The sequence below is a fragment of the Dysgonomonas termitidis genome (genome assembly GCF_054657735.1).
Genome location: NZ_BAAHYD010000002.1, coordinates 2,212,159 through 2,228,057, shown reverse-complemented (window position 1 = coordinate 2,228,057; position 15,899 = coordinate 2,212,159). Strand labels below are relative to the sequence as shown.

Annotated in this window: 8 protein-coding genes; 4 read left to right on the top strand and 4 right to left on the bottom strand. The window is 40.2% G+C overall.

Annotation, left to right across the window (positions count from 1 at the left end; translation table 11 throughout):
- Nucleotides 1-92: 92 nt before the first annotated feature.
- The 3 genes from sov to ACYQ3L_RS13360 all read right to left on the bottom strand — a co-directional run bounded on the left by sov (nt 93) and on the right by ACYQ3L_RS13360 (nt 9,726).
- On the bottom strand, nt 93-7,586 hold the full coding sequence (gene sov / locus ACYQ3L_RS13370; RefSeq protein ID WP_379999344.1) for a T9SS outer membrane translocon Sov/SprA: 7,494 nt from the start codon (nt 7,584-7,586) through the stop codon (nt 93-95).
- A gap of 74 nt (nt 7,587-7,660) precedes the next feature.
- Nucleotides 7,661-8,242: a Holliday junction branch migration protein RuvA gene (gene ruvA, locus ACYQ3L_RS13365; RefSeq protein ID WP_379999341.1), complete on the bottom strand. Its 582-nt coding sequence runs from the start codon at nt 8,240-8,242 to the stop codon at nt 7,661-7,663.
- Between the two features lie 398 nt (nt 8,243-8,640).
- Nucleotides 8,641-9,726: an IS110 family RNA-guided transposase gene (locus tag ACYQ3L_RS13360; RefSeq protein ID WP_379999338.1), complete on the bottom strand. Its 1,086-nt coding sequence runs from the start codon at nt 9,724-9,726 to the stop codon at nt 8,641-8,643.
- A 281-nt stretch (nt 9,727-10,007) separates the two neighbouring features.
- Between ACYQ3L_RS13360 and ACYQ3L_RS13355 the strand changes: the two genes are divergently transcribed.
- Both ACYQ3L_RS13355 and ACYQ3L_RS13350 read left to right on the top strand, forming a co-directional pair.
- Nucleotides 10,008-10,646, top strand: coding sequence for a nitroreductase family protein (locus tag ACYQ3L_RS13355; protein WP_379999335.1), 639 nt, complete (start codon nt 10,008-10,010; stop codon nt 10,644-10,646).
- 143 nt (nt 10,647-10,789) lie between these two features.
- Nucleotides 10,790-11,191, top strand: a complete 402-nt coding sequence (locus ACYQ3L_RS13350) for a hypothetical protein (protein ID WP_459952423.1) — start codon at nt 10,790-10,792, stop codon at nt 11,189-11,191.
- 348 nt (nt 11,192-11,539) lie between these two features.
- On the opposite strand, the gene ACYQ3L_RS13345 is transcribed toward ACYQ3L_RS13350, so the two are convergent.
- Nucleotides 11,540-12,625 carry an IS110 family RNA-guided transposase gene (locus tag ACYQ3L_RS13345; protein ID WP_379999338.1) on the bottom strand — a complete coding sequence of 362 codons (1,086 nt, stop codon included), beginning with the start codon at nt 12,623-12,625 and terminating at the stop codon, nt 11,540-11,542.
- A 281-nt stretch (nt 12,626-12,906) separates the two neighbouring features.
- Here ACYQ3L_RS13345 and ACYQ3L_RS13340 point away from each other — a divergent pair, with 281 nt between their 5' ends.
- Nucleotides 12,907-13,545, top strand: coding sequence for a nitroreductase family protein (locus tag ACYQ3L_RS13340; protein ID WP_379999335.1), 639 nt, complete (start codon nt 12,907-12,909; stop codon nt 13,543-13,545).
- Between the two features lie 143 nt (nt 13,546-13,688).
- A complete protein-coding gene (locus ACYQ3L_RS13335) occupies nt 13,689-15,782 on the top strand; it encodes a M3 family metallopeptidase (protein ID WP_379999333.1) in 2,094 nt (697 codons plus the stop codon).
- Nucleotides 15,783-15,899 lie beyond the last annotated feature (117 nt).

Below are 15,899 nucleotides of genomic sequence, written 5' to 3'. Positions count from 1 at the left end.
ACTATTTAACAATTAAGACAAAGATATTGTTTAACATTTGAAAAAATAAACATAAAGGAAATATTTTTTCTATGCAAGCTTATAAATTTTTTTTATTGTATCAAAATAAATTTTAAACTTATTCCAAAATTACTATTTGTTGTCGGATATGACGATGATGAAATTAATGGCCTGTTCAGAATACGATCATAGAATGCCCTCAAAGTCAAAGACCTGCTCATTGCATAATCCGCCGATATTTTTAATGTTACAATAGTCGTGCCACTTGTTGCCTGCGTAAAATTCTCCTGTATCTTGCGAAGTAATGCTTCGACTGTTTTATGTGACAAGTCTGCTTTTATATTCAAATCGTTGTTGAACTGCCCTGTTGATTTCTGGCTCAGTCCTATCAGGCGGTTAAATTCGTTGATACGATATCCGAACCCAACTATAAATTCTTTCTGCAATGACTCTATAATCTGATAAGATGACATATTTAAGGTTAAAGTACGTGCATTATTATAACGTGTATTTATTGTCATATTATTATTCAATGTACCTTCAACTCCGAACAGAGGATTAAACACTTCGGATATGCCGACCGATGATATATTGTATGGTGAAGATGGTACCGGATTCCCGCTGAGTATATCACGTATATATCCTAGTTCGTCGTCTGCCTGTACCCAATTTGAGAAAGAATTATAATTACTCACCTGATAGTAACAGGTATAAGCATGACTCAGCCGTAAATTCTTAAATTTCTCTTTTATAAGTGGGATACTGGTCAGCCCGTCATATGCCACTGTCCAGTTGGGTAATATGGATAACAAAGACGGAAATGCTGTAAGCGCTATATTATCCGCGCTACGCCCCGTATAAGCAGATATAAATGCAGGAATAAGCACATCGGCGGAATTGACATCAACTTCCCCATTAGCAGCCGAATATGGCTTATTTATAAGGCCTGGAGTATTATCGCTGATAAAACCTCCCGCAGGATAAGATGTATTTCTATATTTAGCTTCTAATCTGTCTTTTATATGATACCTGTTTTCAAGGAATTTCTCGAAGGCAGCCGAATAATAACCGTTTTTAGCGTTACTGCTTTTAAGGGCTGAAGACAAGGCCACGGTGGTCATAGAGAAATTGCCGCCGAATGTCCTCATTGTATTCGGTGTATTATCTTCTAAAACAGTATATTGAACTTCTGTCCGCTTATTATCCTCATGTTTGGCATTCAGTTCTATCTTAAAGTCTTTGAACGGTTCTATCTGTGCTCTGAATTCGAATGTTTCAGCAGTATTAAAAACCGACGGCGACACATTCAGGGTATTCCCTACCAGCCAGTCCCTTTCTATCGACCTTTGTATAAAATCATCACCGCCCTCCAGTCCGAAAGCAAAGCCAAGCCCCGGAACCATTCCATAATCGGAACCTTTCTGACCAAACGCGTCGCCTATACCCGGTTTGAAACCTGAAATATACGTTTCGTTATGCCTTGAATAATTAAAACCTACCGTACGCAACGACATTAGTCCACGAGCCGAGTATTCAATTATATCCTGTAATACCTTCGATGTTCCGGTCTCCCGATACCTGCCTTCAATGCTTAACCGGATATTGGCCGAGTCTTTATTATTAATTAAGATTGTATTATCATCTACTTTTTTAAATTTGACAGTATATGCCTTTCCGTCTTTTCTCGCTGTCACCTGTATATTCTTAGTCTCGAGGCCATGTGTTACTGTAGTTGTGGTATCTCTGTGCAATATTACATCTTGAGTAAACCTGCGCTTTTCAGGTTCCCGTTTTTCGCGCTCACGCTGGCCGGGTGACTGCGACCTTCTCTTTGCATCGAAACGGTCGTTTACTCTCTTCAAGAATGATGACTTATTATATAACGAAGTCATATTAAACCGGTTTGTCAGTTCCAGCGTCATTGTATTGCTTATGGTATTGCCAATTTCCACACTATCGATATTAGCTCCGCGATCCCACTGATAACCGCTTGTGTAGCCGGCATTAGACGTAACCCAATCCATCGCCGGAATATTCTTGAAAGGAAGCTGGTATGTAATTTTTACTGCTTGCCGGTACGAAAGCGGATCTCCAAGGCTTCTCAGACTACGCATAACCGCATCTTTCCACGTATCATAGTGGTCCCTGTTCAGTTTTTTATTCACCTGCAGATACGGTTCTTCTATTTCTGCCCTGGTTCCCGACTGAAAAGAAAACTTCAGGTTACGGGTAAAGTCCCAATCGATATTAAAGTCCCTGTCCCATAAGAATGACTGGCTCCATGATAAAAACTGGCTCGCGGTACCTCCTCCCAGCCTGTAACTTTCTATATCGCGTAACGCAGTTTCGGTATAATACCGTACGATATTTGAATTGAAGGCAATATTGGACGGCAAATAATTAAAGCCTAAAGACCGGGCAAATTTCGCAGCCCCTGACTTACTCTTGGCATTTTTGAATGGTTCCCAGGTCTTTACCATCGGGCTGTATGAGTAGTTGAATGTGGCTCTGTAATTTTTACTCACATCGTACACCGTGGTTGGATTCTTCGTCTCACTCTGGCTATATGAATAGCCGAAACTAAAGTTTGCCGGGTCGTATGGCATCGGGGTCTTGCTCTGAATATTTACTTTAACATTATTCACACTAATACTCTTCGTAGTAGTTTTTTCCTCAGCCAGACTCCTTATTGAATCTTTTTCAGCCTTGGTTTCCACTATGCTCAAAGCTTCCTTTAATGTAACGTCCTGATCGAACGGATCATATTTAGGGGTAGTCGTCTGATTCGAATATGAATAATATAAAGGCAGGCTTACTTTAGCTTTTTCCGGGAAGAATTTACCCAATTCTATATTGGCAGCAATACTATATGTATGGTAATCATCGGAACGTCTCTCCATCAGCTTTTGGTCCAAAGCTCCGAATCCTACTGTTTCCTTCCGGCCCGAGACATTGATCGTACCCAGGTCGGATAGCGCCACATTCAGATTTCCCTGTGCTGCCCATCCGCCTTCTTCGTCAAAATCGGTTAGGCGAAGTTCGTTTATCCATACTTCTCCCGACTTGATCACCGTACTGTTATTTCTTACCCCAACCATTATCACATTAATTTCGGACAATGAAGGATTACCGATCACACTTACCCTGTTGTTTTGTTTATCAGGGTCATACTCGTAGTAGAGTGTCGTGTATGAAACGGCAGAACCCGCTTTTCGTTTTTCCCTGTTACGGTGCAATTTTACATCTTTCAACAATTCTAACGGAAAATCGAACATATTCTCGTTAGGCCATACCACATTCCTGTCGGTTGAGCCTTCGGGAGTTATTACTAAAGGTATCTCGTACTCATAGTAGTTATTCTTATAATCGGAACCCAGGCGGATAAATACAGTGAGGTCGCCTCTTACCAATTTCTCCCCGTCGATAAGTTCTTCGGCATGGGTGAACATTTGCAGGCGTTTATACCGCCTGAGATCATAATATGTATTTTTATAAATCGCCCGCGCGTCCCCTGCACTCAGGTCGTGTATCCGCATAGACAAGGATTGCTCATTCTCCTTTGTCATCTGTGCCTGATCGGGATCGGTGACGCGGCTAAGTCCCGGAGGAAGTACGTAATTTACAGGTTTACGGTCCGAATTTTCTTCTATATTTACTGTTGCAACATCAAGAGTCCCATTCCCTGACGGCTCATTATTTTTATTTAGTGTTTGTTCGTATGTACGCCAGTCGCCACGGACTAATTGCAATGTACCGAATCGCAGGAATGTTGCCTGATCGAAACCGGTCAGGAACATACGCATAAAGCGGATGCTCTTAAAGTCCGAAATATTCCCGATTTTTTCACCCTGACGTACCGGTACTTTAAACTGGTACCATGTTATTTCCCCATTTGTTCCATTACGAAGCGGCACTGTCATTTTACGGCTGTCAGCTATATAATTCTCGCCGACATTCATTTTTTTCGGGTCAAGCTCTATCCTGTACTGGAAATAGGCTTCTGTCTCATTCAACGTATTATCCTGATCTATATCCTCTACATCGGGGACAGGCCGGGCTGCGGTAGAATAACTCTCTGATGTCTGCCTGGTATCAGGGGAGTTTCCTTCGGTGTTATTATAATATTTATAACGGTCGAGGATACTTACCTCATCGCGGTCATAATCTGTCCCACGGTAGAAATGGTAAGTATCCCCGGCAGGGTCGTTCAGTGGTGAAAATGGATCAGCGTTTAATTTTTCTCTTGCCGCCGCCGATAGTTTGGCGTCATAATCCTGCAAATATCTACTATATGTACCAAATGTACGTTCTTCTTCTGTGCTCAACCCATTCAGTCCCACATCCTGCTTTCTGCGGGCATCGCTTCCGGCATTATCGTCAAAAGCATAGACAGTCGACTGGCGTTTGGGCACTTTACCCCATACGGTAGTTTCTGTAGCTTCGGGATCATCATTGACAGGAAGCCCGTTTTCAAAGAATTTTTTACCGTCTTTGAGTACGTCTTCCGATATTTCCCCCAGATTTATATATAATTCTCCCCCTTTAACCGTTCTGTCATAGACAAATGGGTCCATCAGCCAGAATTCGATATATTCCACATTTGACGCTTCAAAATCGCGAACATCCATCCGGCGGGTAATCCCTCCCCAACGGGTTTCCGGATCCCCAAGCTTCCCATCCGAATCTATATTGGTTGCGTCGAGGTTATAAGGGCCTCTCTCATTGGGGTAAAAAGACAAATTCAGGGCCGGAATAGTAGCAGCTTCATTAGACGGAATATCCTTTTGGGGATAAATCTCATACATATTGATCTCCCGTACGAAATGATTGGATAATTGTTCCTGGTCATTTTTTATATGATTAGGTGTCAGAGACGAACCTTTCCGGGTAAAAAGATTGTCTATCATAAACCACGAGAGCATGGCTCTGTTCATTCCATACCTGATACTGTCACTTAATCTTGCTTCATCAAATAGAATATTATTATCCTTACCCTTAGCGCCCAAAGGAGTCGATGCTAAAGTCCACGCATAAGGGTTTTTTATATCTATTCTAGATTGTGATGATTCGAAATCATCCAGATAAGAATATCCTCCCGCTTCTTTGCTCTGATAATGTCCGGGTATCATCTGGGCAAACTCGGCATTGAACGATATCTGCGATGGCTGGGTCGCTTCTACAAATGGCAACTTATCTACAAGATTTGTCAGCCACATCGATTCTGTTTTGTAGGATGTGTTCAGCCCCCACAAAGTATTTTTCACAGACTCGTCTCCAATCTGTGTTTTCATCGTCAGAGGCTTCTCATAGTAGTGCATAATAGTACCACCAATATTGAAATTTTTTGAGATATCGTAACTCAGATTAAGTCCCAGCAAAGTTTTTCGTTGCATATTAAAAGTTCTCCCCTCGGAAGAAACTTGTATCGGTGTATTGGAATCCAGCAAATTCTGATTGATAATAGTAACCCTTCCCGCGATATAATCGACTATATAGTCTACACCTTCGACCAAGGTAGCTCCTGCAGCGGTTAATTTCACGGAACCCTGAGGTATATTGGTGGCGTTAAGGTCTATCTCTGCATTACTGGAACCCGACCCGCGGTATGATCCTGATATTTTAAATTTATTCTTCTCTGCGATCTGCTGGGCAACAGTCAACGTGGAATCGTATAACTCCTGATAAACATATTTATCCGCAATGGCATTATTTCCTATCATCTGCCTCAAATGAGAGCCAAAAGGTTCGACCACAGGAAAGAAAACACGTCCGTTCTGCGACTTAACGGTATATCCTTCCACAAAATCGAAGATACCGTCACCTTTAGTGCCTTCTTTACTCGTTACTTCATTGTTGCGGGAATCGAGCCTGTCTAGATTCATTACTCTCAACAGCAGTTCATTCTTGATATTACCTTCCGGAATGTAATTTATATACGTACCAATAGTGTCTGACTGATAAGATATATTCAGCCTGAAATGGTCTTGTTGGACAGCATTATCACTTACCTTATATACGTTCTTCATCATCATATCCCAGGTGTAGGAGCGAGGAGAAAGAGAAACCGGCTTTATCAGCTTTATAAACAAAGCTCCGGATTTTGGATTGCCGGAATCATATTTATCCACAATATCAGTAGCCAGTTCACCCACCTTGTAATCTTTGCCGTTGGCTCTGTATGTATAAGCTACAGCAAGCACTTCATCGGCTTGCAGGGCCGAAGTCAGCGATATGTAACCCAATTGAGGATTAAAAGTATATTCAGCCTGGGTCAGCAACCGGGCGCTCTCTATTTTTTCATAATCGAGGCCGCTTTCTATATATCCGCTAAAAAGTCCCGTAATCTGGGATATATCTCTGGCTCCGGATTTTTCCGATTTAATGGTAGCATACAGATTATTTGCATCATTATCTGGATTGTCCGGCTTACCTACGGCGGCAGACCATTTACCATTCTTGATTTTTGTATGTTCACCGATATCGGCAAACGCTACTATATTACGGGATTGCGTATAATCCCCCCTCTTGTTCGTCACCCATACTTCAATATTTGTAATATTGACAGGCGACTGAATAAAAGGCAGTTTAGACATAGCCTTATCATAGTTGTCCCTAAAATAGTTGGATATGAAGAAATGCCTGTTGGCATCATATTGATCGGCTTTGAATTCGTACTCATTGGTTTGGATACCACCTTTCGAACTCGTAGTCTGAGATTCCGACTCTTGTTGCGATACTACCGTATTAATACGTAATTTACCAAACTGGAGTTCTGTATTGATACCGAAAAGAGATGTTCCTCCGTTAATGAGGGAGTTGGTGGTTGCCATGCTTACGTTTCCGGCTTCGATACGTTTTATTATCTCATCTTCCTTTCCCTCATATGCCAATTTTAGTTTTTTAGAATCAAAATCGAATAATGCCTTTGTGTCATAATTCATATCGAAATTGATCTTATCGCCTACAGATGCTGTTACGTTCATCTGTATATCCTCATTAAACTCAAAAGCTGTTTTACTTCTGTTGCGTTCCGATAAGGTCGGATTGTCTGTGCCTGTATGCTTGACTCCCATTGTGGCCTCTACATATCCTTGTGTCCTAACCTTTACTCCTCCAGGGCCAAAGAGCTTCTCGGCGGGACCGATATCCAGTTTTATATCCTTCAATGAAAATTCATCTTTTTCATCCTTATTGTTGTAGGTCTCTGCATTCTTTCCCTTAAAATAACTGGACATAGAGCGTTTCAGCGTATAGTCCATGTATTCTTTAGGAGTAAGTGAAAAAGGTGTTGAGATCTCCTGTTCTCCTACTTTTGTACGAAAGATGTATAGCTTTGTATTGGGATCATATTCTACCGAAGTCTCAATATTAGACGGAGTTTTCAGATCGGCCGGCGGATTATCTTTCAAATCGTCATATGTAGTTATCTGGATTTTCTTGACAGGATAACGGGGTACTGTATCCTGCGATTGCAATTCATCCGCATAGGCAAAAAAGGATACGGTCTTACCGGTAATACCGGAAAACAAACTTACAGAACTTATGAGGAGCGTAACTACATATGAATATTTGATATATTTTTTCAACTCTAAAAATAAATAACCGATAATAAGGTACCAAACCTATTTATTGCCTTGTCAAGTTAAAATACACTACAGGCTCAGAGCATCTTCAACGCTGTCTTTATAATCTGCTCAACTGTGCTATCAGCCTTATCCTTTAATATCTTAGCTACTACTTTCTGGGATGCCTGCTGGGTAAATCCCAGCATAACCAATGCAGCCACAGCTTCTTCTCCCGACGGATGCCCCGACGTAAACATATCGACCTGTTCTATTCCGCTCACTTTTATTTTATCTTTCAGATCTACAATTACACGTTGGGCCGTCTTTAATCCAATACCTTTCACTGTCTTCAACATATCTGAATTGCCTGAAGCAATAACATTTGCAAGTTCCTGTGTACTCATCGAAGATAATATCATACGCCCGGTACTGGCTCCGATACCGGATACACTGATTAACAGCATAAACAACTCACGTTCCTGTTTATCAAAGAATCCAAATAACTGGTGAGCATCTTCTCTTATAGCTTCGTAAATGAAAAGTTGTGCACTTTTCCTGCCGGTCAGGTTCGAATATGTATTCAACGATATACTTATAAAATATCCTACGCCATAGGTTTCAAGGGTGACTGAGGCCGGGGTTAATTCCGTGATTTCACCTTTTATATAGTCAATCATAACTCTTTCCATTTAAAATCCAAATAAACTTGGACAATTATTTTACTTAACTTTTATTTTTTACTTTTATATCAGGATGTTAAGAGGAAACAAGCTCTGCTGGGGAGCAACTTGTCAGCAATAAACATCCTGACGGTACGCAGTAATGCTACTTAGGGAGGCGTATCATCGCCTCTCTTTTCTATTACTGATACTGTCCATATGGCTAAAAAAACCTAATAATAAATCCTATTGTAAACAGCCTTTCCATAGCAGACTACCCACTAGTGAGAGCTGCAAGTTCCTCTATCAGTTTACTGTAGGTGAGAGTCACATTCTAATTTGAGCAGACTTCAAAGCTGCAAGAGTTATGTAGTGTTATCTCTCATGAAAAAGCTGTTTATCTATAAGATTATGCTTTATTTGACAATACATGGCACATATAACCGTCTGCGTTTAAGTACGAAAAATATTCTATTCACTAACTTGCGGGCTATTTTGACAATCGCTTTTTGAGGATTCATTCTCTTTCTATATCCTTCATAAGCCAATGTCATAGCAGGGTCTTTCCTTACGGCAATCCAGGCAGCTTCAATAATATAACATCGCAAGATGGCATGTTTACGAACCGTTATATCTCCAATCCCTTCTTTGTCTCCACTAGAATGACACATGGGGATCAATCCCACATAAGAGGCAAGTTGATCTGCACTGCCAAAGCGACTGATATCATCTATTTCAAGCAGGAATGTAATACCTGTAGTTATGCCTATGCCAGGTACAGATGTCAGCAAACTTATTGATTCTGTAAATGCTTCACTGCGAGATATGCTGCGTATAATCCTTGTCTGCTGCAATAACATTGCCCGAAGACGAATAAACTGATCAATATGCAAATTCAATGCTTGTCTGCCGTATTGGGTAGATAGCTCTACCTCTGCCAGCCATTTGAGAAAATGCTTGGACCAGTTACCCACAGAATGACGCATGAACTGATCCGGAATCTCTATGCCGTGAAAACGCAACAGGGACTTTATACGGTTCTTCTGGCGTGTACTGTCTTTTACAATTGTGTTTCTTAACCTTATCAAAGATCGCATTTCCAGCATCACATCATCAGGAACATAAATACCTTTTAAGCTTCCTGACCGTAATTCTCTGGCTAGTTTACTGCTATCAACAGAATCTGTCTTTCGCAATTTCTCTTTACTCATAGTCGGTACATCTGCCGGATTAACGACTATATTCGTGATTCCAAACTTCACTAATTGGCGATGTATCCAAAATCCACTAAATCCCGCTTCGTAAACCGAGTGATAACTCGCTCCCGGATAATTTGCTGATAAAAACCTGAACAATGCTCCTGCATCGGGTGACTGACTGAACTTTTTCAGGACTGAATTTTCTGATAACACCGTTACCGACCAACTCTTCAAATGGACATCAATTCCTACATAAATATTTTGTCCTTTGAAATCCAATCCTTTTCTTTGTGTTGTTCTCATAAGCTATATTGTTTAAGTTAAACTTCTTTTCAAAATAAAGTTAACTAAAATGGTATAGCTTATTTCTTCGCTACCTATCCGTCGCTTCCGATTTTAAACATAGGAACTATTATATTACACTGGTTAATTAATAACGAAAAAACATTAAAAAAAGTATATCCCGGCAAAGAACTTTTTCAGACTCTTCAATCTCCGCAAATATCTTATTTAATGGGCAAAGATAAAGTTTTTAGATTAGTTTTTATACCTTTGCCTGAGTCTATTAATCCCAAAAGAGAGCTATGCAATTAAAGAAAGTTAATAATCAGGCCAACAATCTGTTTACAGAACGCACTTCAATCAGAAAATATGACCCGTCTATAAAAATCAGTAAAGAGGAAATGTCCGATATCCTCCAAGATGCAATGACTGCGCCCTCGTCATTCAACCTCCAACCCTGGCGTTTTTTCATTTTCGACAGCGAAGAAGGTAAAGAACTGATAAAGCCATATATGATGTTTAACCAGCTGCAATGGGAAACTTCGTCTGCCATAATAGCCATCTATGGTGATATGGACAATTATTCCTCTGCCGATAAAATACTGTCGGCCAATGTGGAATATGACTTGATGGCACAGGAACACAAAGATAAAATGCTGGAAATCATAAACGGCTATGGCACCGGTTATACTGAGGAAAGACTAAGAAATTCCATCTTACTTGACTGCGGCTTTGTGGCAATGCAGCTGATGCTTGCCGCCAAAAATTACGGCTATGACACCAATCCCATAGGCGGATTTTTGCGTAAAGAACTGACCGAAACCCTAAATCTTGACCCTAAGCGATATATTCCTGTATTACTCTTATCTATAGGGAAAGCCGCAGAGGATAGTAAAGATACAGTTCGTTTCTCTGTAAATGAAGTTGCTCAATGGAAATAATTTGTGCAGTGAACAAACTATAAAGTAAAACAGTTTACAACACGGTTAAGGTCACAGACCTGTTTAGTAACTGCTTAAATTTTACAGAAAATATATTATTAAATTCTATCTATTACTTATTAACTTTAAAAACCCTGATTTATATGAAAAAACTCATATTATCTATTTTATTATTAATAACAGCGATGACAACAATTCAAGCTCAAAACCCGTTCTTTTCGGCGTACAAAACGCCTTACGATACTCCCCCGTTCGACAAAATAAAAAACGAACATTACGAACCTGCCATAGAGAAAGGTATTAAAGACCATACTATGGAAATAAACAAGATAGTAATGATCAGGGCTGTCCCTACTTTTGAGAATACAATAGTACCGCTGGATGAATCGGGTAAACTTCTATCCCGTGTGACATCAGTGTTCTTCAACCTGCTAAGTGCGGAAAGTAATGACGAAATGCTACAAATAGCGCAACGGGTGCAACCGAAGCTTTCGGCACACTTTCCATTTAAAATCCAAATAAACTTGGACAATTATTTTACTTAACTTTTATTTTTTACTTTTATATCAGGATGTTAAGAGGAAACAAGCTCTGCTGGGGAGCAACTTGTCAGCAATAAACATCCTGACGGTACGCAGTAATGCTACTTAGGGAGGCGTATCATCGCCTCTCTTTTCTATTACTGATACTGTCCATATGGCTAAAAAAACCTAATAATAAATCCTATTGTAAACAGCCTTTCCATAGCAGACTACCCACTAGTGAGAGCTGCAAGTTCCTCTATCAGTTTACTGTAGGTGAGAGTCACATTCTAATTTGAGCAGACTTCAAAGCTGCAAGAGTTATGTAGTGTTATCTCTCATGAAAAAGCTGTTTATCTATAAGATTATGCTTTATTTGACAATACATGGCACATATAACCGTCTGCGTTTAAGTACGAAAAATATTCTATTCACTAACTTGCGGGCTATTTTGACAATCGCTTTTTGAGGATTCATTCTCTTTCTATATCCTTCATAAGCCAATGTCATAGCAGGGTCTTTCCTTACGGCAATCCAGGCAGCTTCAATAATATAACATCGCAAGATGGCATGTTTACGAACCGTTATATCTCCAATCCCTTCTTTGTCTCCACTAGAATGACACATGGGGATCAATCCCACATAAGAGGCAAGTTGATCTGCACTGCCAAAGCGACTGATATCATCTATTTCAAGCAGGAATGTAATACCTGTAGTTATGCCTATGCCAGGTACAGATGTCAGCAAACTTATTGATTCTGTAAATGCTTCACTGCGAGATATGCTGCGTATAATCCTTGTCTGCTGCAATAACATTGCCCGAAGACGAATAAACTGATCAATATGCAAATTCAATGCTTGTCTGCCGTATTGGGTAGATAGCTCTACCTCTGCCAGCCATTTGAGAAAATGCTTGGACCAGTTACCCACAGAATGACGCATGAACTGATCCGGAATCTCTATGCCGTGAAAACGCAACAGGGACTTTATACGGTTCTTCTGGCGTGTACTGTCTTTTACAATTGTGTTTCTTAACCTTATCAAAGATCGCATTTCCAGCATCACATCATCAGGAACATAAATACCTTTTAAGCTTCCTGACCGTAATTCTCTGGCTAGTTTACTGCTATCAACAGAATCTGTCTTTCGCAATTTCTCTTTACTCATAGTCGGTACATCTGCCGGATTAACGACTATATTCGTGATTCCAAACTTCACTAATTGGCGATGTATCCAAAATCCACTAAATCCCGCTTCGTAAACCGAGTGATAACTCGCTCCCGGATAATTTGCTGATAAAAACCTGAACAATGCTCCTGCATCGGGTGACTGACTGAACTTTTTCAGGACTGAATTTTCTGATAACACCGTTACCGACCAACTCTTCAAATGGACATCAATTCCTACATAAATATTTTGTCCTTTGAAATCCAATCCTTTTCTTTGTGTTGTTCTCATAAGCTATATTGTTTAAGTTAAACTTCTTTTCAAAATAAAGTTAACTAAAATGGTATAGCTTATTTCTTCGCTACCTATCCGTCGCTTCCGATTTTAAACATAGGAACTATTATATTACACTGGTTAATTAATAACGAAAAAACATTAAAAAAAGTATATCCCGGCAAAGAACTTTTTCAGACTCTTCAATCTCCGCAAATATCTTATTTAATGGGCAAAGATAAAGTTTTTAGATTAGTTTTTATACCTTTGCCTGAGTCTATTAATCCCAAAAGAGAGCTATGCAATTAAAGAAAGTTAATAATCAGGCCAACAATCTGTTTACAGAACGCACTTCAATCAGAAAATATGACCCGTCTATAAAAATCAGTAAAGAGGAAATGTCCGATATCCTCCAAGATGCAATGACTGCGCCCTCGTCATTCAACCTCCAACCCTGGCGTTTTTTCATTTTCGACAGCGAAGAAGGTAAAGAACTGATAAAGCCATATATGATGTTTAACCAGCTGCAATGGGAAACTTCGTCTGCCATAATAGCCATCTATGGTGATATGGACAATTATTCCTCTGCCGATAAAATACTGTCGGCCAATGTGGAATATGACTTGATGGCACAGGAACACAAAGATAAAATGCTGGAAATCATAAACGGCTATGGCACCGGTTATACTGAGGAAAGACTAAGAAATTCCATCTTACTTGACTGCGGCTTTGTGGCAATGCAGCTGATGCTTGCCGCCAAAAATTACGGCTATGACACCAATCCCATAGGCGGATTTTTGCGTAAAGAACTGACCGAAACCCTAAATCTTGACCCTAAGCGATATATTCCTGTATTACTCTTATCTATAGGGAAAGCCGCAGAGGATAGTAAAGATACAGTTCGTTTCTCTGTAAATGAAGTTGCTCAATGGAAATAATTTGTGCAGTGAACAAACTATAAAGTAAAACAGTTTACAACACGGTTAAGGTCACAGACCTGTTTAGTAACTGCTTAAATTTTACAGAAAATATATTATTAAATTCTATCTATTACTTATTAACTTTAAAAACCCTGATTTATATGAAAAAACTCATATTATCTATTTTATTATTAATAACAGCGATGACAACAATTCAAGCTCAAAACCCGTTCTTTTCGGCGTACAAAACGCCTTACGATACTCCCCCGTTCGACAAAATAAAAAACGAACATTACGAACCTGCCATAGAGAAAGGTATTAAAGACCATACTATGGAAATAAACAAGATAGTAATGATCAGGGCTGTCCCTACTTTTGAGAATACAATAGTACCGCTGGATGAATCGGGTAAACTTCTATCCCGTGTGACATCAGTGTTCTTCAACCTGCTAAGTGCGGAAAGTAATGACGAAATGCTACAAATAGCGCAACGGGTGCAACCGAAGCTTTCGGCACACTCAAATGAAATAAACCTTAACGAAGGGTTGTTTCAGAAAGTGAAAGCTGTATATGACAAACGGTTCGAATCCAACCTTAATCCTGAGCAGATCCGTCTGGTGGAAAAAACATATCAGGGATTCGAAAACAGAGGAGCCACACTCACAGGCAAAGACAGGGATACCTATAAGGAATTATCTTCCAAATTGAGCCAATTAACTCTGACTTTCGGACAAAATGCGTTGAAAGAGAACAACAAATTCGAAATGCTGCTGACCGATAAAGCAGATCTTGCCGGACTTCCTAAAATGGCTTTGGATGCTGCTGAAGCTAAAGCCAAGTCAAAGGACAAGGAAGGATGGCTATTCGACTTGTCGGCTCCCAGCTATATTGCATTTATGAAATACTCTTCACGCCGCGATCTGCGGGAAAAGCTATATAAGGCATATACGACCCAATGTGCCGCAGGCGGCGAATTCGACAATCAGGAAAATGTAAAAGGAATAGCCAAAATCCGTATGGAAATCGCCAATCTGCTGGGTTATTCCGATTATGCAACTTATGTATTGCGTAACAAAATGGCTAAGGATAAGAAACACGTATATGAACTACTTGACAATCTGTTCGATGCCTATACTAAAGCAGCCCGCGAAGATGTGAAAATGGTCGAAGGCTTCGCTGTCGGTATGGAAAATAAAGATATAGATCTTCAGCCTTGGGACTGGTCGTACTATTCCGAAAAACTGAAAGATGCCAAATATAGTGTCAGTGACGAACTGGTACGCCCATACTTCGAACTGGAAAATGTAAAGAAAGGCGTATTCGGCCTGGCTACCGATTTGTATGGCATCACATTCAGAAAGAATACGAAAATACCGGTTTATCATCCTGAAGTAGAAGCTTTTGATGTATTAGACGAAAAAGGAAGCTTTCTTTCTGTGCTTTATACGGATTTCCATCCGCGCGAAGGAAAGAGACAAGGCGCGTGGATGACAGAATTTAAAGGACAATACATAGAGAAAGGTAAGGATTCCCGCCCGCAGGTGCTTATTGTAATGAACTTTACCCGTCCGGCGGGTACAGATCCCGCCCTGCTTACATTTGATGAAGTAGAAACATTCCTGCATGAATTCGGGCACGCGTTGCATGGCATGCTTACAAAATGCACTTACGAATCTTTATCCGGCACGAATGTCTTACACGATTTTGTGGAACTTCCATCTCAGATAATGGAAAACTGGCTGACAGAAAAAGAATATCTGGATAAGTTTGCCGTACATTACAAAACGGGAGAGAAAATTCCCGCCGGACTGGTAAAGAAACTGGTGGATGCTGCTAACTATAATGCAGGTTACCTGTGCTATCGCCAATTATCGTTCGGATATCTGGATATGGCCTGGCATACGCTTACTCAGCCCTATACAGGCGATGTGATCGACTTTGAACGTAAAGCAATGGCTAAAACCGCTCTCCTGCCACTGGTAGATGGGAGTGCAATGTCTCCTTCATTCGGTCATATATTCTCGGGTGGATACGCAGCCGGATACTATGGCTATAAATGGGCTGAGGTACTCGATGCCGATGCTTTCGCCTTATTCAGGGAAACCGGTATTTTCAACAAGGAAACAGCAGAATCGTTCCGTAAAAATATCCTTGAAAGAGGAAATACAGAAGAACCGATGAGCCTGTATGTCAAATTCAGAGGACAAGAACCGTCTGTGGATGCATTGTTGATTCGCAATGGCGTGAAAAAATAACAGAATTTATATACAGGGATAATCCTCTTTAAGAGTAACAGGCTGTATATCAATATTTACGTGAGCTGGATATAAGAAAAATATATAATCAATTCTTTATCAGTATAACACAATCGA

Bases quoted from the DNA above. Each gene is read 5' to 3' on its own strand.
- ruvA (WP_379999341.1), bottom strand. From the start codon at position 8,242: ATGATTGACTATATAAAAGGTGAAATCACGGAATTAACCCCGGCCTCA.
- ACYQ3L_RS13360 (WP_379999338.1), bottom strand. From the start codon at position 9,726: ATGAGAACAACACAAAGAAAAGGATTGGATTTCAAAGGACAAAATATT.
- ACYQ3L_RS13355 (WP_379999335.1), top strand. From the start codon at position 10,008: ATGCAATTAAAGAAAGTTAATAATCAGGCCAACAATCTGTTTACAGAA.
- ACYQ3L_RS13350 (WP_459952423.1), top strand. From the start codon at position 10,790: ATGAAAAAACTCATATTATCTATTTTATTATTAATAACAGCGATGACA.
- ACYQ3L_RS13345 (WP_379999338.1), bottom strand. From the start codon at position 12,625: ATGAGAACAACACAAAGAAAAGGATTGGATTTCAAAGGACAAAATATT.
- ACYQ3L_RS13340 (WP_379999335.1), top strand. From the start codon at position 12,907: ATGCAATTAAAGAAAGTTAATAATCAGGCCAACAATCTGTTTACAGAA.
- ACYQ3L_RS13335 (WP_379999333.1), top strand. From the start codon at position 13,689: ATGAAAAAACTCATATTATCTATTTTATTATTAATAACAGCGATGACA.